Origin of the sequence: Actinomadura rugatobispora, from assembly GCF_042656285.1 — a bacterium.
Classification (GTDB): Bacteria; Actinomycetota; Actinomycetes; order Streptosporangiales; family Streptosporangiaceae; genus Spirillospora; species Spirillospora rugatobispora.
The window spans coordinates 23,510-43,050 of the sequence record NZ_JBHSON010000049.1 but is presented as its reverse complement, the minus strand read 5'-3'; the positions used below and the strand labels follow the sequence as shown (position 1 = coordinate 43,050).

The 19,541-nt window shown below is 73.5% G+C and carries 14 protein-coding genes; 4 read left to right on the top strand and 10 right to left on the bottom strand.

From position 1 onward, the window contains the following. Positions 1 to 17 precede the first annotated feature (17 nt). The 6 genes from ACFPZN_RS31065 to ppdK all read right to left on the bottom strand — a co-directional run bounded on the left by ACFPZN_RS31065 (position 18) and on the right by ppdK (position 8,354). Complete coding sequence (locus tag ACFPZN_RS31065; RefSeq protein WP_378285853.1) at positions 18 to 554, bottom strand: GtrA family protein; 537 nt, start codon at positions 552 to 554, stop codon at positions 18 to 20. A 77-nt stretch (positions 555 to 631) separates the two neighbouring features. Then, positions 632 to 1,921: an MFS transporter gene (locus ACFPZN_RS31060; protein WP_378285814.1), complete on the bottom strand. Its 1,290-nt coding sequence runs from the start codon at positions 1,919 to 1,921 to the stop codon at positions 632 to 634. A 55-nt stretch (positions 1,922 to 1,976) separates the two neighbouring features. Beyond that, positions 1,977 to 3,221, bottom strand: a complete 1,245-nt coding sequence (locus tag ACFPZN_RS31055) for an NAD(P)/FAD-dependent oxidoreductase (RefSeq protein WP_378285813.1) — start codon at positions 3,219 to 3,221, stop codon at positions 1,977 to 1,979. 217 nt (positions 3,222 to 3,438) lie between these two features. Further along, complete coding sequence (locus tag ACFPZN_RS31050) at positions 3,439 to 4,704, bottom strand: deoxyguanosinetriphosphate triphosphohydrolase (protein ID WP_378285812.1); 1,266 nt, start codon at positions 4,702 to 4,704, stop codon at positions 3,439 to 3,441. Positions 4,705 to 4,766: 62 nt separating this feature from the next. Next, positions 4,767 to 5,552: a YdcF family protein gene (locus ACFPZN_RS31045; protein WP_378285811.1), complete on the bottom strand. Its 786-nt coding sequence runs from the start codon at positions 5,550 to 5,552 to the stop codon at positions 4,767 to 4,769. 132 nt (positions 5,553 to 5,684) lie between these two features. Beyond that, entirely contained in the window at positions 5,685 to 8,354 is a 2,670-nt protein-coding gene (gene ppdK / locus ACFPZN_RS31040) for a pyruvate, phosphate dikinase (RefSeq protein WP_378285810.1), read from the bottom strand. A 284-nt stretch (positions 8,355 to 8,638) separates the two neighbouring features. On the opposite strand from ppdK, the gene ACFPZN_RS31035 reads away from it, so the two are divergent. The 4 genes from ACFPZN_RS31035 to ACFPZN_RS31020 all read left to right on the top strand — a co-directional run bounded on the left by ACFPZN_RS31035 (position 8,639) and on the right by ACFPZN_RS31020 (position 14,642). Beyond that, on the top strand, positions 8,639 to 10,516 hold the full coding sequence (locus tag ACFPZN_RS31035; protein ID WP_378285852.1) for a glycoside hydrolase family 15 protein: 1,878 nt from the start codon (positions 8,639 to 8,641) through the stop codon (positions 10,514 to 10,516). A 161-nt stretch (positions 10,517 to 10,677) separates the two neighbouring features. Then, complete coding sequence (locus ACFPZN_RS31030) at positions 10,678 to 11,838, top strand: DUF4190 domain-containing protein (RefSeq protein WP_378285809.1); 1,161 nt, start codon at positions 10,678 to 10,680, stop codon at positions 11,836 to 11,838. Between the two features lie 135 nt (positions 11,839 to 11,973). After that, entirely contained in the window at positions 11,974 to 13,614 is a 1,641-nt protein-coding gene (locus tag ACFPZN_RS31025; RefSeq protein WP_378285808.1) for an alkaline phosphatase D family protein, read from the top strand. Continuing rightward, positions 13,611 to 14,642, top strand: coding sequence for a discoidin domain-containing protein (locus ACFPZN_RS31020; RefSeq protein WP_378285807.1), 1,032 nt, complete (start codon positions 13,611 to 13,613; stop codon positions 14,640 to 14,642). Before ACFPZN_RS31025 ends, ACFPZN_RS31020 begins: the two co-directional genes overlap by 4 nt. On the opposite strand, the gene secD is transcribed toward ACFPZN_RS31020, so the two are convergent. From secD to ACFPZN_RS31000, 4 genes are all read right to left on the bottom strand, one after another. Then, positions 14,635 to 16,908: a protein translocase subunit SecD gene (gene secD / locus ACFPZN_RS31015; protein WP_378285806.1), complete on the bottom strand. Its 2,274-nt coding sequence runs from the start codon at positions 16,906 to 16,908 to the stop codon at positions 14,635 to 14,637. The two genes, ACFPZN_RS31020 and secD, sit on opposite strands and share 8 nt — an antisense overlap. A 136-nt stretch (positions 16,909 to 17,044) precedes the next feature. Continuing rightward, complete coding sequence (locus ACFPZN_RS31010; RefSeq protein ID WP_378285805.1) at positions 17,045 to 17,674, bottom strand: hypothetical protein; 630 nt, start codon at positions 17,672 to 17,674, stop codon at positions 17,045 to 17,047. Positions 17,675 to 17,731: 57 nt separating this feature from the next. After that, complete coding sequence (locus ACFPZN_RS31005) at positions 17,732 to 18,877, bottom strand: cation:proton antiporter (RefSeq protein WP_378285804.1); 1,146 nt, start codon at positions 18,875 to 18,877, stop codon at positions 17,732 to 17,734. Positions 18,878 to 19,078: 201 nt separating this feature from the next. After that, positions 19,079 to 19,456, bottom strand: a complete 378-nt coding sequence (locus tag ACFPZN_RS31000; protein WP_378285803.1) for a hypothetical protein — start codon at positions 19,454 to 19,456, stop codon at positions 19,079 to 19,081. Positions 19,457 to 19,541 lie beyond the last annotated feature (85 nt).

The following is a 19,541-nucleotide window of genomic DNA, read 5'->3' as shown; positions in this document are numbered from 1 at the left end:
CGACACCGTTTCCCGGCTCAGGCGGCGGCGGGGGTGAAGACCCACTTCTTGTACGACCAGTAGCGGAACGCCGACCCCAGGCCCAGCCCCACCAGCAGCCCGGCGTTGTAGGACAGCCCGCCCTGAAGCCCGAGCGTGTAGAAGGTGACGCCGGTGCACAGCACCTGGATGGCCATCCCGATGCCGTTCAGCCCGAAGAAGATCACGACCTCCCGGCCGGACCCGTCGCTGTCGCGGTGCCGGAACGTCCAGTGCCGGTTGAGCAGGTAGGAGGTCAGGGTGGACACCACGGTCGGCACGACCACGCTGGTGACCGGGCCGCCGCCCAGCCAGTGCCGCAGCAGGTTGGCCCCGCCGATGGTGATCACGGTGCCGAGCAGCCCGACGCAGCCGAAGGTGAGCAGCTCGCGCACGAACCTGCGGTGCGGGAGGACGGCGGGCGGCAGAGCGGGCGGCGGTGCGGGCGCCGCGGCGGCCGGCTCCGGGAGTGCCGGGCGCGGCGCGGGCGGCTCCGGTTCGACCGGCTCCGTTCCGGCCGGAACCGGCCCCTGCATGGTGCTCACTCGCCCAGACCTTACCTGAAGCGGACATAAGCAGAGTTGGCCCTGGCCGAAAATCAGGGGCGGGGCGGTCAGCGGCCCGCGGTCGAGGTCGCCCCGGCCAGCGGGACGATCAGCGCCACCAGCGCCACCGGCACCGCCAGCGCCCAGCCGAGCCCGACACCCTGCGCCACGAACCCGATCACCGGGGGCCCGCCCAGCAGTCCGAGGTAGCCGACCGCCGTCACCCGCGCGATGCCGTGCGCGGCGGGCACCCCCGGCAGGTTGCCCGCGGCGCTGAAGGTGACCGGCGCCACCGGCGCCACGCCCAGCCCGAACAGCGTGAACCCGAGCACGGCCGCGGCCGGATGCCCGGCCGCCAGCCCCAGCCCGAGCCCCAGCGCGGCGATCAGCGCCCCGGCGCGCAGCACCGGGACGGGCCCGAACCGCGCCACGATCCGGTCGCCCGCCAGCCGGCCGACCGCCATCGCCACCGCGCACCCGGCGTAGCCGAGGCCCGCGACGCCCGCCCCCGTCTCCAGGGTCTCGCGCAGGTAGACCGCGCTCCAGTCGGCCATCGCGCCCTCGCCGACGAACGAGCACAGCCCGATCACGCCGAGCAGCGCCAGCGTCCAGCGTCCGGCCCGTACCGCCGCGGCGACCGTGGCCCCGGACCGCACCCGGGCGTCCGTCCGGGCCCCGCTCCCCGGACCGGGATCGGATTCGGGCCCGGCGCCCGCATCGAGCTCGTCGCCGGGCCCGTCCCCGGACTCCGCCGCCCGCTCCGCCTCCGGATCGGGCATCACGTCCGCCGAACGGTCCAGCAGCCCCCGGCAGAACAGCAGCAGCGCCGCCGCCAGCACCACGCCCGCCAGGCTCAGGTGCACCGCCGCCGGGACGTCCAGATGCGCGGCGGCCGACCCGACGAGGGCGGCACCGAGCGTCCCCACGCTGTACGCGCCGTGCAGCCCCGACATCAGCGGCCGCCCGTAGCGCCGCTCCACCGCCACGCCCTGGGCGTTCATCGCCACGTCCATCAGGCCGAGCGAACCGCCCATCAGCACCAGCGCGCAGGTCAGGGCGCCGAGGTTCCACGCCAGCCCGAGCGGCGCCAGCGACAGCGCCGCGACGGCCCCGGCCCCCAGCGTGGTGGCCCGGCTCCCCCACCGCGCCACCGTCCACCCGGCGAACCGCACCGCCAGGACCACCCCGACGGGCGCGCCCAGCAGCGCCAGCCCCAGCGAGCCCTCGCTCAGCCCCAGGTCGCGCTTGATCTGCGGGATCCGCGCCACCCAGGCCGCGCCGACCAGGCCGTGCAGGAGGAAGGCCACCGTCACGGCGGTCCGCGCGCGGCCGAGCGCGCCGATCGTCTCAGTCACCACCCGCACGACCCTACGTTCCTTACGGGTGGTCGATCACCTTTCGGACAAGGAAGGATCAGGTCGCCAGATCGGACAAGGCGACCTTCGGATCGGCCAGCCGCGCCGCGTCCACCGGCTCCCCGGACCTGATCATGGCCTGGATGTCGCCGGTCACGTCCCACACGTTGACGTTCATCCCGGCCACCACCCGGCCGCCCAGCGTCCAGAACGCCAGGAACTCCCGGCCCGGCACGTCCCCGCGGAACACCACGTCGTCGTACTCCCCGGGCGCCGCCACCCCCGACAGCTCCATGCCCAGCTCGTACTGGTCGGTGAAGAAGTAGGGGATCCGGTCGTAGCCGACCGCCTCCCCCAGCATCGCGCGGGCCGCCGCCGGGCCGCCGTTCAGCGCGTTCGCCCAGTGCTCCACCCGGATCCGCTTGCCCAGCAGCGGGTGGTAGGCGCTCGCCACGTCCCCCGCGGCGAACACGTCCGGGTCGGAGGTCCGCAGCGACTGGTCGACCAGCACCCCGTCGGACACCTCCAGCCCCGCGCTCTCGGCCAGCTCGGTGTTGGGCCGCACCCCCACGCCGACGATCACCACGTCCGCCGGGATCTCCTGGCCGCCGGAGGTGACCACGGCCGACACCTGCCCGGCGCCCCAGAACCCGGCCACCCCCTGGTCCAGCCGCAGATCGACGCCGTGCGCCCGGTGCAGGTCGGCGAACAGCCCGCCCACCTCCGGGCCCACCGCGGCGTGCAGCGGCGTCGGCTCGGGCTCGATCACCGTCACCTCGTTGCCGTACGTGCGCGCCGCCGCGGCCGTCTCCAGCCCGATCCACCCGGCCCCGGCCACCACGACCCGGCGCCCGCCGTGCTCCAGCGCCTCCCGCAGCGCCGTCGAGTCGGCCATCGACCGCAGGTAGTGGATGCCCTGCAGCGTGGAGCCGGGCACGTCCAGCCGCCGCGGGGACGACCCCGTCGCCAGCAGCAGCTTGTCGTAGCGCACCCGCTCCCCGTCGGCCAGCTCCACGCGGTGCGCCCCGCGGTCGAGCCCGGTCGCCCGCACGCCCAGCCGCAGCTCGACGTCGTGCTCGCCGTACCAGTCCGCCGGGTGGACGTGCGCCTTGTCCCGCTCCTGCTTGCCCAGCAGGAACCCCTTGGACAGCGGGGGCCGCTCGTAGGGTCGCTCGTGCTCCTCCCCGATCAGCACCACCCGCCCCCCGAACCCCTCCTCGCGCAGCGTCTCCGCCGCCTTCGCCCCCGCCAGGCTCGCGCCGACGATCACGAACGTCTCCCGGGCCTGTGGCTCCTGGGACATGGCGACCTCCTCAGGTGAGCACCGCTAGGGCCTCGCTCTTTGTTATCCCTACAGCGGCGTCATAACCAAGACAAGGCCCGTCTATTGCCATTCCGAGGCATAAACAAACCCACCCGGCAACCAAGATCGTCCAGCGGGCGCGCCCGCTACGTGCGGTTACGCACGAGATTGTGGCGGTTGATCGCCCAGGCGGCCCGGGGTCAGGGACGCGATCCGGCTACGTGCGGTTACGCAGGAGATTGTGGCGGTTGATCGCCGAGGTGTCCGTCAGCGAGGCGATCTGGTCGACGATCGCGCGGAGGCGGGCGGCGTCGTCGGGCGCCTCGACGTAGGCGGCGCGGAACGCCGGGTCGAGCGTGCCCGGGGCGCCGTCCAGCATCAGCTCGGCCAGCTCCAGGATCAGCTCGCGCTGCCGCGCCCGGATCTCCTCGTGGCTGATCCACACGTAGTGCGCGGTGATCCCCTTCAGCAGCGCGCACTCCAGCCGCTGCGCGCGCGGCACGATCAGGTCGGCCGCGTAGCGGGTGAGCGGCCGGTCGCCGTACGCCTCCCGGGTGGCCTCCTCGGCGGCCAGGCAGAACCGGCCGATCAGGGTGCTGGTGAGGTTCTTCAGCGCGGCCAGCGTGCGCGGGGTGCCGTCGTAGCGGTCCGGCCAGAACGGCTCGGCCAGCAGCGCCGCGAAGCGCTCCTCCAACTCGGGGAGGGTGGCGTCGTCGCAGTACAGCTTGATCGCGGTCTGCGCCACCAGGCGGCGCTCGGCCGGATCGGCCAGCAGCCCGAAGTCGATGTGCCCGGCGACCAGGGCGTCCTCCAGGTCGTGGACGGAGTAGGCGACATCGTCGCTCCAGTCCATGACCTGGGCCTCGAAGCAGGTCTCGCGGGGCGGGGAGTCCTCCCGGGCCCAGAGCGCGGCGTCGAGGTCGTCCTGGTAGACCCCGAATTTGCCGTTGACGGCGTCGGCCTGCGACCACGGGTACTTCATGGACGCGTCGAGGGCCGCCCGGGTGAGGTTGAGGCCGACGCTGCGGCCGTACAGCGGCGGGCCCGGGGCCGCGAACGACTTGGGCTCCAGCCGGGTCAGCACGCGCAGGCTCTGGGCGTTGCCCTCGAATCCGCCGCAGGACTGGGCGACCGCGTCCAGGGCCACCTCGCCGTTGTGCCCGAACGGAGGATGCCCGATGTCGTGGGCCAGGCAGGCGGTCTCGACCAGGTCGGGATCGCAGCCCAGGGACTGCCCCAGCTCCCGCCCCACCTGGGCGCACTCCAGCGAGTGGGTGAGCCGGGTGCGCAGGCTCTGCACGCTGCCGGGCGCGTCCGCGCCGGGCGAGGCGACCTGGGTCTTGGCCGCCAGCCGGCGCAGCGCGGCGCTGTGCAGCACCCGGGCCCGGTCGCGCTCGAAGGCGGTGCGGTCGCGCCTCTTGGGGGGCTCGGGGGCCCAGCGCTCCCTGTCTCGTTCCGAATACTCCCGCGGAAACTGCGTCATCGTTCCACCAGCGTATGCGGGGCGCCCCGGTTTCCGCTGAACCGCGGGCGTCCCCGGCGTGATCAGGGGGTGCCGGTCTGCTGCGGGACGGTCTTGATCGTCTCGCTGGGCGCCTTCACGCTCTTGCCGAACAGCACGTACGACAGGTAGCCGCCGGTCTCGCGGACGATGTAGTTGAACTGGGTCTCGCGGGTCTGCACGCTGGGGCCGCTGCGGGTGGGCGAGGCGAACGCCTTGATCCCGCTGTCCTCGGCCATCTTCTTGGAGCGCAGGCCGTGCCAGGGGTCGGTCACGATGATCCCGGTCTTCCAGCCCAGCCGGTCGTACTCGCGGCCGACCGCCCGCATGCTCTCCAGGGTGTCGTTGCCGACCGGCACCGCGACGACCTTGCTCTCCGGGACGCCGCCGCGCTCCACCAGCCAGCGCCTGCCCGCGCCGGCCTCGGTGAAGTTGTCGTCGGGCTGCTTGCCGCCGACGGTGACGATCGACCCGGCGACGCCCCTGCGGTACAGGTCGAGGGCGTGCTGCAGCCGCCACTGGAGCGTGGGCGAGGGACGGCCGTTGTACTGGGCGGCGCCCAGCACGATGATCGCGTCCGAGCGGGGCGTCTCGTCCTGGCGGGCCTGGTACCAGACCCGCCAGGACACGGTGAGCGGGGTCAGCACCGCCACCGCCACCAGCCCGAGCAGGATGATCAAAGAGATCGTGAACCAGCGTGGGCGGGCGCGCCGGCGGCGTCCGCCGTCCCCGTCCCCGTCACGCTCGTCGTCGAGCCGATCGTCACCGGGAAGGTCGTCCACCGGAGGATCGGCCCGCCTGGGCTCCGGCACATCGAATTCCAACGTCATCGCACTGGACACGTTAGTTAGATGGTTCCCGCGGCGCGTCCGGTTCACAAGTGCGCGACCGGGTTTCGGCCCATTTTCTCCCGGCCGCGCCTCGCCCGGCCGCGCTCATGCCGCCGCGGTCACCCGGTGTGGTCAGCCGATGGCGGCGCGGCCCGCCTCCAGCCGGGCGACGGGGATCCGGAACGGCGAGCAGGAGACGTAGTCCAGCCCGACCTCGTGGCAGAAGTGCACCGAGTCCGGGTCGCCGCCGTGCTCGCCGCAGATGCCCAGCTTGAGGCCGGGACGGGTGGCGCGGCCCTCCTCCGCGGCGATCCGCACCAGCCGCCCGACGCCCTCCCGGTCCAGGGTCTCGAACGGCGACACGCCGAAGATCCCCAGTTCCAGGTAGCGGGAGAAGAACGCGGCCTCCACGTCGTCCCGGGAGAAGCCCCAGGTGGTCTGGGTGAGGTCGTTGGTGCCGAAGGAGAAGAACTCGGCGGCCTCGGCGATCTGCCCGGCGGTCAGCGCCGCCCGGGGCAGCTCGATCATGGTGCCGATCAGCGCCGGGACGTCCACCCCGGTGGAGCGGGCGACCTCGGCCAGCACCTCGCGAGCCTCGTCGCGGGTGGCCTCCAGCTCCTGGACGGCGCCGACGAGCGGGATCATGATCTCGGGCCGCGGGTCGCCGCCGTCCCGCCGCCGCCGCGCCGCCGCGTCGGCGATCGCCCTCACCTGCATCGCGAAAAGGCCGGGAATCACCAAACCGAGCCGCACGCCGCGCAGTCCGAGCATAGGGTTCTGCTCGTGCAGCCGGCGGACGGCCTCCAGCAGCCTCCGGTCCTGCGGATCGGCGCCGTCACCGGCCAGGGCGACTTTGACCGAGAGCTCGGTCAGGTCAGGGAGGAATTCGTGCAGCGGGGGGTCGATCAGCCGGATCGTGACCGGCAGCCCGTCCATGGCCTCGAAGATCCCCTCGAAGTCGCCGCGCTGGAGGGGTTCGAGGGCGTCCAGGGCCGCGGTGCGCTCCTCCTCGCCCTCGGCCAGGATGAGCTTCTCCACCAGCTGCCGGCGGTCGCCGAGGAACATGTGCTCGGTGCGGCACAGCCCGATCCCGCGGGCGCCGAACCGGCGGGCGCGGGCGGAGTCCTCGGGGTTGTCGGCGTTGGCGCGGACCTTCAGGGCGGCCCGGTCGTCGGCGTGCCGCATGACCCGGTGGACGGCCTCGACCAGCTCGTCGCCGTCGCCGGCCCGCAGCCGGCCCTCGAAGTACTGCACGACCGGGGAGTCCTCGACCGGGACCTCGCCGAGGTAGACCGCGCCGCTGGTGCCGTCGATGGAGATCACCTCGCCCTCCTCGACGACCAGGCCGCCGGGGGCGGTGAAGCGGCCGGCCTTGACGTCCACGTCGAGCTCCTCGGCGCCGCAGACGCAGGTCTTGCCCATGCCGCGGGCGACCACGGCGGCGTGCGAGGTCTTGCCGCCGCGGGAGGTGAGGACGCCCTTGGCGGCGACCATGCCGGACAGGTCGTCGGGGTTGGTCTCGCGGCGGACCAGGATGACGTCCTCGCCGTTCTCGGCGGCGCGTACGGCGGCCTCGGAGGAGAAGACGGCCTTGCCGACGGCGGCGCCGGGCGAGGCGTTCATGCCCTTGGTGACGCGGCGGGCGTCGCCGAGCCGGGACTCGTCGAAGCGGGGGAACATCAGCTGGGCCAGCTGGGCGCCGGTGACCCGCCGCACGGCCTCGTCGGCGTCGATCAGCCCCTGGTCCAGCAGCTGGCAGGCGATCCGGAAGGCCGCGGCGGCGGTCCGCTTGCCCACCCGGGTCTGGAGCATCCACAGCTTGCCGCGCTCGATCGTGAACTCGATGTCGCACATGTCGAGGTAGTGGTTCTCGAGCGTCTCCATGATCTCGAGGAACCGGTCGTAGGAGCCCTTGTCGATGCGCTCCAGCTCGGTCAGCGGCACGGTGTTGCGGATGCCGGCGACCACGTCCTCGCCCTGGGCGTTCTGCAGGTAGTCGCCGTAGACGCCCTGCTGGCCGGTGGCGGGGTCGCGGGTGAACGCCACGCCGGTGCCCGAGTCCAGACCCATGTTGCCGAAGACCATCGAGCACACGTTCACGGCGGTGCCGAGGTCGACGGGGATGCGCTCCTGGCGGCGGTAGAGGATGGCGCGGGGGGCGTTCCAGGAGTCGAAGACGGCCTTGACGGCCAGGTCCATCTGCTCGCGCGGGTCGGTGGGGAACGCGCGTCCGGCCTGCTCGGCGACGATGGCCTTGAAGCGGTCGACGAGGGCGCGGAAGTCGCCGGCGTCGAGGTCGGCGTCGTCCTTGGTGCCCTTGGCCTCCTTGGCCTCCTCGATGGCGTCCTCGAACAGGTCGCCGTCGACGTCCAGGACGGTCTTGCCGAACATCTGGATCAGCCGCCGGTAGGAGTCCCAGGCGAACCGCTCATCGCCCGCCTGCTCCGCCAGGCCGTGCACGGACTCGTCGGTGAGGCCCACGTTGAGGACGGTCTCCATCATGCCGGGCATGCTGAACTTGGCCCCGGAGCGCACGCTGACCAGGAGCGGGTCGGCGGGGTCGCCCAGGCGCTTGCCCATCCGCTTCTCCAGCGCCGCCAGATGGCCGTTCACCTCGCCCTCCAGGCCGTCCGGGAGCGTCGCGTGCTCCAGGTAGTGGCGGCACGCCTCGGTGGTGATGGTGAATCCCGGCGGCACCGGCAGGCCCAGATTGGTCATCTCGGCGAGGTTGGCGCCCTTGCCCCCCAGAAGATCTTTGAGGTCCTTGTTGCCCTCGGTGAAGTCGTACACGAACTTCGGCACGGGGTGCTCCTTCATCCGAATCCGCCCGGAACCAAGACATCGGGGACTTTCGGCCGGAAAGCCCCGAGTCTTGATGGCGGGACTGTACCCGCGTATTCGTGCTTCGCTCGGCGCCCGGTGGGCGGCCCGGCGTTGGTGCAGGTCAGGGGACCTGTACTGGTCTATTCCAATAGTCGCATTCGACGTATGACACCTGTTCAGCACCCGTTGTCCATGGCGCACGCATGGCGATCGAGAGGGAATGATGGAACGTGATGGATCAGGGAGGTGAGGCTGTGAGGCCGATGGTCGCCGGTGGCCGGGCGGGGGACCCGTTCGCCCCGATCGCCGATTTCGGGTTCCTGTCGGACTGCGAGACGACCGCGCTGGTCGCCCCCAGTGGCAACATCGAGTGGATGTGCCTGCCGAAGATGGACTCGCCCAGCGTGTTCGGGTCGATCCTGGACCGCGACGCCGGCTACTTCCGGCTCGGCCCCGCGGGCGTGGAGGTCCCCGCGGCGCAGCGCTACATCCCCGGCACCATGGTCATGGAGACCACCTGGTGGGTGCACGGCGGCTGGCTGGTGGTCACCGACGCCCTGCTGATGGGCCCCTGGCACCACGAGACGGAACGTTCCCACACCCACCGCCGCGCCCCCACCGACTACGACGCCGACCACGTCCTGCTGCGCATGGTCCGGTGCGTGAACGGCCAGGCCCAGGTACGGCTCGACTGCATGCCGGTGTTCGACTACGGCCAGACCCCGGCCCGCTGGGAGCACACCGGCGTCGGCTACCACGAGGCCCTCGCCCGCGGCAACGGCGTCAACCTGCGCCTGACCACCGACATGAACGTCGGCTTCGAGGGCTCGCTGGCGACCTCCCGCACGCTGCTCAAGCAGGGCGACGCCCGCTTCGTCGCGCTGTCCTGGAGCGAGCACGAGCCGCCCCACAACTGGGAGGAGGCCCAGGAGCGCCTGGTCTGGACCGTCCACCACTGGCAGCACTGGCTCGACCGCGGCCACTTCCCCGACCACCCCTGGCGCAGCCACCTGCAGCGCAGCGCGCTCACCCTCAAGGGCCTCACCTACGCCCCGACGGGCGCGGTCGCCGCCGCCGCGACCACCTCGCTGCCGGAGAGCCCGGGCGGCGACCGGAACTGGGACTACCGCTACACCTGGATCCGCGACTCCACGATGGCGCTGTGGGCCTTCTACACCCTCGGGTACGACTGGGAGGCCAACGACTTCTTCTACTTCATCACCGACGTGGCCGAGGCCGCCGAGGGCAAGCTCCAGATCATGTACGGCCTGGACGGCCGCGAGGAGCTGCCCGAGTCGACCCTCGACCATCTCAGCGGCTACGACAACGCCCGCCCGGTGCGCATCGGCAACGAGGCGTACATGCAGGCCCAGCACGACGTGTGGGGCGCGATCATCGCCTCCATCTACCTGTTCGTGCGCAAGCGGGACCGGCTCGACGACCGGCTCTGGAAGATCATCATCAAGCAGGTCGAGGACGCGCTGGCCAACTGGCGCACCCCCGACTGCGGGATGTGGGAGGTGCGCGGCGAGCCGCAGCACTTCACCTCCTCCAAGGTGTTCTGCTGGGTGGCCGCCGACCGGGGCGCCCGGCTGGCCCGGATCCGGGGCGACGCCGAGCGGGCCCGGCGCTGGCAGGCCGCCGCCGACGAGATCCACGCCGACGTGCTGGCCAACGCCCTGGACGAGCGCGGGGTGTTCACCGCCCACTACGGCGCCGACACGCTGGACGCCTCGGCCCTGCTGATCCCGCTGCTGGGCTTCCTGCCCGCCGACGACAAGCGGGTCCGGGAGACGGTGCTGGCGATCGCCGACGAGCTGTCGGAGGACGATCTCGTCCTGCGCTACCGGGCCGCGGAGACCGACGACGGGTTCTCCTCCGAGGAGGGCACCTTCACCATCTGCTCGTTCTGGCTGGTGAGCACGCTGGTCATGATCGGCGAGGTGGAGCGGGCGCGGGCGCTGTGCGAGAAGCTGCTGTCCTACGCCAGCCCGCTGCAGCTGTACGCCGAGGAGATCGACCCGCACACCGGCCGCCACCTGGGCAACTTCCCCCAGGCGTTCACCCATCTGGCCCTGATCAACGCGGTCATGCAGGTCATCCGCGCCGAGGCCGACGAGCGCCAGACGCCCCTGGCCTGAGGGCTGATCCGTCCCCCGGCCGCCCGCTCCGGCGGCCGGGGAACCGTCCGGGCGGCCGGGCCGCGTGCGCGAAGCGGGCAAAAGGTTTACCGCACGGCAACAGCTGGCCAAAGTGCGGCGGAACCCATCATTAGTGATCTTCGCCGCTTAGCGTGACGTTCGTGACATTGCCACCGAACGCTGACGAGGCCCGGGGATCCTCGTCGGGCACCCCCGGCGACGGCTCCGCCTCGGGCTGGGCCGCCCCGGACTCCTCTCCCCCAGGCTCCTCCACCGGCACGCCCCCCGCGGGCGTGCCGGACGGCGCGCCCCCGCCCGCGTCCCCGCTCCCGCCGCCGGCCGCCGGGCAGCCCGCGCCGGCCCCGCACGAACCGCGCCGGACCAACCGGTTCGCCATCGTGGCCCTGGTCACCGGCCTGCTCGGGCTGATCCTGTTCGCCGTCGGCTTCGGGATCGCCGCCCTCGTGCAGATCGGCCGCCGCGGGGAACGCGGCAAGGGCCTGGCCATCGGCGGCCTCGTCGCCGCCGGGGCGTACCTGGTGGCGGGCTTCGCCGCCCTCGCCGTGCTGGTGGGCGCGACCGCCGCCGACGAGGCGGACGGCGGCGGCTCCTCCGCGTTCCAGCTCTACCCGAAGCCCGGCCAGTGCTTCGACTTCCACGGCCAGGGGGACACGCCGGAGACCAGGGTGGTGGCGTGCCAGCGGCCGCACGACGCCGAGATGGTCCTGACGTTCACGTTCCCCAAGGGCGACTGGCCGGGCGAGCAGGAGGTGTCCCGGCGCGCGACGGAGGGCTGCGCCCAGCGCGTCCAGGCCCGCTTCAGCACCCACTCGCCGGTCGAGAACGGCGAGGTCAACGCCCTCTACCCGCGGCAGTTCTCCTGGCGGGTGGGCGACCGCCGGGTGCACTGCGCGATCGCCGCCGTCCAGGGCCAGAAGCTCACCGGGCCGCTGGGCTCGCACGTCCGGCAGACCCGCGCGCTGGACGAGCTCAAGCCCGGGGACTGCTTCGACGAGCCCGGGGAGCGGGAGACCACGGTCAAGCTCATCCCGTGCGACCGGCCGCACGACGCCCAGATCACCCACCTGTTCGAGATGCGGGAGACCTCCTACCCGGGGGACGCGGCCGTGGAGAAGATCGCCACCGACGGCTGCGACTCCCGCTGGGAGCGGATGTTCGGCAAGAACCCCTCGCCGGTCCGGCTGGAGCAGTGGTACATGCCGCCGAACAAGGAGTCCTGGGACCTGGGGGACCGCACGATCATGTGCTACGCCACCGACGCCAAGAAGCGCCCCCTCACCCGCTCCGTCGTCCCCCGCTGAGCTTGGCGGATTCCGGGGGTTCTTTTTACGCCCGCCCGCGCGCCTTTCGGGGGCCGGGCGGGCGCGCACCGGACATCATGTCGGGTCGATTCCATCCTCCCTGCCGGCCGGCCGGCACCTCACCGGAGGGGACCCGTGCACGATTCCGAACCGGATTCCGCACTGCGCGCCGGGGCCGCGTACCAGGCCCGCCGTTCGCGACGGCACTTCCTGGCCCTGTCGGGCGCCGCGATGGCGCTGGCCGTGACCACGCGCCGGGCGAGCGCCCACACCAGGGCGGCGCCCGCCCCGCCCCGGTCGGCCGACCCGCTGTTCGGCCTCGGCGTCGCCTCCGGTGACCCGCTGCCGGCCGGGGTCGTCCTGTGGACGCGGCTGGCGCCCCGTCCGCTCGAGCCGAGGGGCGGCCTGGACGACCGGCGCTACCGGGTCGCCTGGGAGGTCGCCGCGGACGAGCGGTTCGCCCGCGTCGTGCGCCGCGGGGAGACCTGGGCGGTGCCGGAGTACGCCCACTCGGTCCACGTGGACGTGCGCGGCCTGGATCCGGGCCGCGAGTACTTCTACCGGTTCCGGTCCGGGCGCGAGATGAGCCCCGCGGGCCGGACCAGGACCGCGCCCGACCCGCGCCGCCGCCTCGACCGCATGACCTTCGCGTTCGCCTCCTGCCAGGCGTGGCCGGACGGCCACTACCCCGGCTACCGGCACATGACCGCCGAGGACCTCGACCTGATCGTCCACCTGGGCGACTACCTCTACGAGTACGGGGTGCCGGCCGACGGCGGCGTCCGGCGGACGGCGGTGCACGACGGCCTGCGGTTCCGGTGCGACACCCTGGACCGCTACCGCCTCCAGTACGGGCTCTACAAGAGCGACCCGGACCTGCGGGCCGCGCACGCCCACGCCCCGTGGCTGGTCACCTGGGACGACCACGAGGTGCAGAACAACTACGCCGGGGCGATCTCCGACGAGAGCGTCTCCAGCGTGGCCGACTTCCTGGTGTGGCGGGCCAACGCGTACCGGGCCTTCTGGGAGCACATGCCGCTGCGCCGCCGCCGCGCCCCGGCGGGCCCGGACATGCGGCTGCACCGCCGGGTCGGCTACGGGGACCTGGTGCAGTTCGACATGCTGGACGGCCGCCAGCACCGCTCCGACCAGGCGTGCGGGGACGGCACCCGGAGCGACTGCGCGACCCGGCTCGACCCGTCCCGCAGCATGCTCGGCCCCGCCCAGGAGAAGTGGCTGATCGACGGGCTGTCCGGCGCGGCGGCGCGGTGGAAGGTGCTGGGCAACCAGGTGGTGATGGCCCAGGACGACTTCGGCTCCGAGCCCGGCACCCGGCTGTTCTCGATGGACTTCTGGGACGGTTACACGGCGTCCCGCGACCGGCTCTTCCGCGGCATCGCCGAGCGCCGGGTGGACAACGTCGTGGTGATCACCGGTGACGCGCACCGCGGCCAGGCCGCCGATCTCAAGCTGGACTTCGAGGATCCGGAGTCGCCGACGGTGGGCTCGGAGTTCCTCGGCACGTCGATCAGCAGCGGCGGGGACGGGGATCCGTCGTCCGGGCTGCCGCCGGGAGACAGCGATCCGGCCAATCCGCACATCATCTACCAGAACGACCAGCGCGGCTACGTGACCTGCACGGTCACGCCGGGCGAGTACCGGGCGGAGTACCGGGTCACGCCGCTGGTGAGCAGCCCCGGCTCGCCGGTGGAGACCGGGGCCCGGTTCGTGATCGAGGACGGCCGTCCCGGACTGAACGTGGCGGCCGCCCGATGAGCGCCCCGCGCCGCCGGAGCGACCGCCGCCGCGACCGCGTGCTCGTGGCCGGGCTCGCCGTCGCCGCGTGCGCGGCGGCCGGGGTCCCGCTGGCCGCCGACGGCTCGCCCGGCCGCGCGCCGGGCGATCCCGAACCCGCCCCCACGCCCACCTGGACGCCCGGCACGCTGGCCTACCCGCCCCCGCCCGACAACCCGAAGCACGCCACCATGCGCCACGTGGACCCCGACGCGCTGCCCGCCGCCGCACGCGGGAAGATCACGCCGATCGCCGACCGGGAGCGGTTCAGGATCGTCCGGTCGGCGGACCCGCGCTGCCGGAACGGCTGGATGACGATCGGGATGCGCAACGCCACCCACCGGGCCGTCTACGGCGGCCTGACCGCGGAGGCCGGGGCGCTGCGGGTGTCGCGCCCGGTGTTCGCCACCTACCTGCCGCCCGCGTACGAGGCCCGGATCCAGTTCCGGATCACCGCGCCGCCGGAGGCCGCGGCGGGCGGGCACCGGCTCGTCCTGCGGGCCGGGAAGGAACGGCTGACCGTCCCGGTCGCGCTGGACGAGCCCGGCCCCGGCGAGGACAACCTGGCGTGCGGCCGCCCCGTGGCGGCGTCCTCGGCGAACACCTCGGGCCGCCCGGACCGCTACCCCGCCGCCAGCGTCACCGACGGCAACCTCAACGCCGAGGAGTTCGGCGTCGGCAACGGCTGGAACGACTCGACCGCGCGCCGGTGGCCCGACACCCTGGAGGTGGACCTGGGCGGGACGCGGCGGGTCGCCAGGGTCGTGGTGCACACCCTGGCGAGCAACCGCTACCCCCCGTCCCGCTACGGCCTGCGGGACTGGGACGTGCAGGCCCGGGCGGACGGCGCGTGGACGACCGTCGCCCGGTCCCGCGCCAACACCGCCGGCCGGGTCGAGCACTCCTTCGCCCCGGTGGAGGCGGACGCCCTGCGGATCGTGTGCCTGGGCTCCAACGACCGCCGGTTCTCCCGGATCATCGAGCTGGAGGCCTTCGGCCCGGCTAGATGACCGCGCCCGAGTCGCCGGGCTTGCGCTCGGCGGGGCGGCGCAGCCGTTTCGGCCGCGGCGCCGGCGCCTTGGCGTGCCGTTCCAGCAGGATCGCCAGCGGCGTCGCGGTGAACACGCTGGAGTAGGTGCCGACCAGGATCCCGATCAGCAGCGCGATCGCGAAGTCGGTCAGCGACTCGCCGCCCAGCACCGCCAGCGCGGCCAGGATGAAGAGCGCGCCCATGCCGGTGTTGACGGTCCTCGGCACGGTCTGGATCGCGCCCAGGTTGGCCACGTCGGCGAAGCGGTCCTTGGGGCGGGCGCCCCACAGCTCCCGGATGCGGTCGAACACCACCACCGAGTCGTTCACCGAGTAGCCGATGATGGTGAGCAGCGCGGCCAGGAAGACCCCGTCGACGGTCTTGCCGAGCCAGGCGAACACGCCGACGACGATGACCACGTCGTGGAACATGGCGAGCACCGCCCCGACCGCGAACGTCCAGCGGAACCGCAGCGCCAGGTAGCCCAGCTGCACCAGCAGCGCGACGCCGAGCGCGATCAGCGCCTTGACGCGCAGTTCCTCGCCCAGGCTGGGCCCGATCAGCTCGTCCCGCTGCTTGGTGACCTGGCCGCCGCCCTTGGCGGCCAGGGCGTCCCGGATCGACTGCACCTCGGCGTTGGTGAGCTTCTCGGTGCGGACGGAGATGTCCTTGCCGCCCGACTCCTGGACGACGGCGCGCGGGAAGCCGGCGTCGGCGACGGCGGAGCGGGCGGTGTCGATGTTCAGCGACTGACTGGTGGAGTACTCGACGATCCGGCCGCCGGTGAACTCCACGCCGAAGTTGATGCCGCGGACGAAGATCCCCGTGATCGCCAGCACGACCGCCAGCCCGGAGATGCTCAGCCAGAGCCGGCGCCGCCGCATCAGGTCGGGCCTGCGCCGCTCCAGCCAGTCGCGGACCCGTCCGGTGGAGCTCAGGCCGGTCAGCCGCGGGCGGCGGGCGACGGCGCGGCGGGACAGCACCGCGTCGGTGAGGACGCGGCTGAGCAGCATCGCCGACACCAGCGAGCCCAGCACGCCGATGGACAGCGTGACGCCGAAGCCCCGCACCGGGCCGGAGGCCAGGAAGAACAGCAGCCCGGCGGCCAGCAGCGTGGTGATGTTGGAGTCGGCGATCGCCGACCACGCCTTGTCGAAGCCGGTGGACAGCGCGCTGCGCACGCCGCGTCTGGGCACGGCCGCGTACTCCTCCCGGGCCCGTTCGAACGCCAGCACGTTGGCGTCGATCGCCATCCCGATCGCGAGCACGAACCCGGCCAGGCCGGGCAGGGTGAGCGTCGCCCCGATCGCGACGAGGGCCGCGTACGAGATCAGCGCGTAGCAGGCCAGCGCCACCGCGGCCAGGGCGCCCACCAGCCGGTAGACGACGATGATGAACAGGCCGGTGAGCAGCACCCCGATGATCGCGGCCTGGGCGCTGGCCTCGATGGCCGCCGCGCCCAGCGTGGGCCCGACCACCCGCTGCTCGATGATGTGGACGGGGACGGGCAGCGAGCCGCCCTGGATGAGGGCGGCCAGGTCCTTGGCCTGGGTGGCGGTGAAGCTCCCGGTGATCTGGGTGGTGCCGCCGGTGATGCCGATGTTGCAGGGCACCTCGGGGGTGACCGCCGGGGAGGAGATCACCGCGCCGTCCAGGACGAAGGCGATCCGGCGCTCGTCGCCGGCGGCGCAGGCGGCCTTGGCGGTGGCCTTCTCCCAGGCCTTCCCGCCGCCGCCGCGGAAGTCGACGGTGACGTACCAGCCGCCGACGTTCTGCTGGTCGAAGCCGGCCGAGGCGGAGCCGATGCCGTCCCCGGTGAGGATCGGCGGGCCGAGCAGGACGGGCCGCCCCTGCTCGTCCTTCAGGACCTGCTGGCCGGGCGCCGGCGGGCCGCCGGGGGCGAGGACGGGGTGGGCGGTGAGCTGCGCGGTCTTGCCGATCACCTCGGTGGCGCGGGTGGGGTCCTGGACGTCGGGCAGCTCGATGATGATGCGCCGCTCGCCGGACCGGGTGATCGAGGACTCGGACACCCCGAGCGCGTCGATGCGGCGCTGGAGCACCTCCTTGGCGCGGTCGGTGGCCTCGGGACCGGCCTTGACCGTCGGGGAGTTCCGGGTCTCCAGGACGATCTGGGTCCCGCCGCGCAGGTCGAGGCCGAGGCGGGCGGGTGTCGTCAGTGCGAAGAAGAGCGAGGTGGCGAGCACGGCCAGGGCCAGCAACGCCCGCACCACGTTGGCGCGAGTCAACGGACAGACCTCCACGAGGATGCCGGCGCCTCGCGGCGCCGGGGAGACGCCGGAACCCGGGCCGCACGCGCGTGACCACGCACGTGATCATCGTTGCCCGCGGGCCGTGCACCGGCCGGACGTCGTCGTCAGATCGTCAGATCCGGGTGGAGGGCGGCGGTGCTCGGCCCCGGGGCGGGCCGTCGGGGGCGGTGGAGGGGTGCCGGAGGGCCGGGCAGGGCCGGGCGGCCGGGACGAGGGGGACGTGGAGCTCGGCGCCGGGCGGGGGCGGTGCGGCGGCCGGCAGCGGGGCGGGCGCCTCGCCGGGCTGCCGCGCCGCGGTGATCGCCGCGGTCGCGCGGTCGGTGCAGGCGGGAGGGAGCGTGCGCTGCCGGGCCCGCTCTCCGGACCGCTCTGCTGAGCAGGCGGCGGAGCAGCCCCGGGACGAGACAGCGGCCGCGCTCCCCTGCGCGGCCCTGGACGCGGCGGCTCGGGACGCCGCACCGGACGGGCCCTTGGACGGACGGGCGCCCGCGGCGGCAGGCGCGGAGAGCGGCGCCCCGGCACTGACTCCCGAGGCGGCCCTGGCGCCGGGCGCACCGGCGCCCGCCGCGGTCCAGGCGGCGGGCGCCGCCACGAAGCCGATCAGGCCCAGCGCGATGATGAGCAACCGGGCGAGCCGCCCGCGCTCGTCGCCGGGGCCCGGGCCGGAGCCGGGGCCAGGTCCGGGTCCGGGTCCGGGGGCGGGCACGGTGGCGGGCAGGTCCGGTCGCCGAAGGTCGCGCACGCGCTCCCTCCCGTCGGCGGCCGTCGTTTCCGCCACCGTAGCCCATCGGCCCGGCGATCAGGAGCGTACGGGCTCCTTCGCGGGCGGCGTGGCGGGCGCCGCCGTCGGGAAGAGCCGTTCGGGCAGCAGCCGCCCGAGCCGCTCGGACTGCGTGACCGCCAATGGCCCGGCCACCGCCAGCACCAGGACGTATCCGGCGATGAACGGCGCCAGCCTGGAGTCCAGCCCGGCCGCGGCCGCCATGGACGCCAGCACCAGCGCGAACTCGCCGCGCGACAGCACGGTCAGCGCCACGTTGGCCGACGGGACGCGGCCGTACCCGTGGATCCGCCCGGCCAGCAGTCCGGCCGACAGGTTCAGCACGACCGTGAGCAGCACCGCCAGCGTCACCGGGACGGCCACCGAGGCCAGGTCGCCCGGGTCGATCTGCAGCCCGAAGGCGAAGAAGAACAGCGCGGCGAAGGCGTCCCGCAGCGGGTGCACCAGCGTCTGGATCCGCTTCGCGGACTTGGTGGCGCCCAGGATGAGCCCGATCATGAACGCGCCGATGGCGTCGGAGACGCCGAACTCCTCGGCGATCCCGGCGGTCAGCACGGCCAGGCCGACGAAGGTGACCACCAGCAGTTCGTCGTCCTTGATGTCGACGAGCTTGCCGACCCAGCGGGCGCCCCAGCGGGCCACGCTCGCCAGCACGAGCAGCAGCGCGAACGCCTTGCCGAACTCGACCGCGGCCTCGCCGAAGCCGCTGGCGCCGGCCAGGATGGGCTGCAGCAGGGCCAGGTAGAGGGCGAGGAAGACGTCCTCGACCACGATGATTCCGAGGATCAGCCGGCTCTCGGGGTTGCCGAGCCGGCCCATGTCCATGAGGACTTTGGTGACGATGGCCGAGGAGGAGATCCCGATGACCCCGGCCAGCACGAACGCCTCGCGGCCGCCCCAGCCGAGCAGGAACCCGAAGGCCAGGCCGCCGCCGACGTTGAGCAGGAGGTAGAGCCCCCCGGCCGTGAGCAGCCGGCCGCCACCGGAGACCAGGTCGTCGAGGTGGAACTCCAGCCCCAGGTAGAAGAGCAGGAACACCAGGCCGAGGGCGGACAACAGCTTGAGGTCGGCGGGATCTTCGAAGAGGGCGAGGCCGGGGGTGTGCGGCCCGAAGAGGATGCCGGCGAGCATGAACAGGGGGATGGTCGGCAGGCCGATCCGCACGCCGGCACGGGCCAGGAGCCCGGCGACGACGAACGCTCCGCCAAGAGCGATGAGGGCTTCGGCGATGTGAATGAGAGAACCTCCAGCAGGAGCACCGCGCGGCGGGGGGCCGGGGCGCGCGGTCCCGTGGCGGGGACGGCGGGCACGGCGGGCCGCAGGCGGCGACCGGCGGCCGAAAAGGGCCACCGGGACGACAGGACGTCAGGAACCTGCGGAGGCCGGAGGTGCGCGGGCACGCCCCGTCTCGGCGTGCGGATCCGCGGAGGGCGGCGGGTCGGAGGCGCGCGGCGTGAGAGGGCCGCGGGGCGCGTACGGCGCGGCCGACCGGGGCGGGAGCGCCAGGTGGGAGGCCGGGTGGTCGCCGGCCGCGGCGGCCTGGGCGTGGTTGGCCAGGAACGCCGGGTCGCCGCCGGTCTCGTGCGCCGGCGCGTGCGGCGCGGCGTCCGGGACGACCGGACCGGCGAGGGCGGCCGCGGCGCTGGCGCCGTCGGCGCGGAGGGCGGGGGCGCCGGGCTCGTAGATCAGTCCGAACAGGCACAGGACGAACGCCAGCAGCGGCAGAACCGCCCGGCTTCGCACCTGCACACTCCGCCCTCTCATCCGTCCATATCAGAACAATCCACTACGAGACTATCCGACGGATCGGTTATCTCCAAACGCGCGA

Bases quoted from the DNA above. Each gene is read 5' to 3' on its own strand.
- ACFPZN_RS31065 (WP_378285853.1), bottom strand. From the start codon at position 554: ATGCAGGGGCCGGTTCCGGCCGGAACGGAGCCGGTCGAACCGGAGCCG.
- ACFPZN_RS31055 (WP_378285813.1), bottom strand. From the start codon at position 3,221: ATGTCCCAGGAGCCACAGGCCCGGGAGACGTTCGTGATCGTCGGCGCG.
- ACFPZN_RS31050 (WP_378285812.1), bottom strand. From the start codon at position 4,704: ATGACGCAGTTTCCGCGGGAGTATTCGGAACGAGACAGGGAGCGCTGG.
- ACFPZN_RS31045 (WP_378285811.1), bottom strand. From the start codon at position 5,552: ATGACGTTGGAATTCGATGTGCCGGAGCCCAGGCGGGCCGATCCTCCG.
- ACFPZN_RS31035 (WP_378285852.1), top strand. From the start codon at position 8,639: ATGGTCGCCGGTGGCCGGGCGGGGGACCCGTTCGCCCCGATCGCCGAT.
- ACFPZN_RS31020 (WP_378285807.1), top strand. From the start codon at position 13,611: ATGAGCGCCCCGCGCCGCCGGAGCGACCGCCGCCGCGACCGCGTGCTC.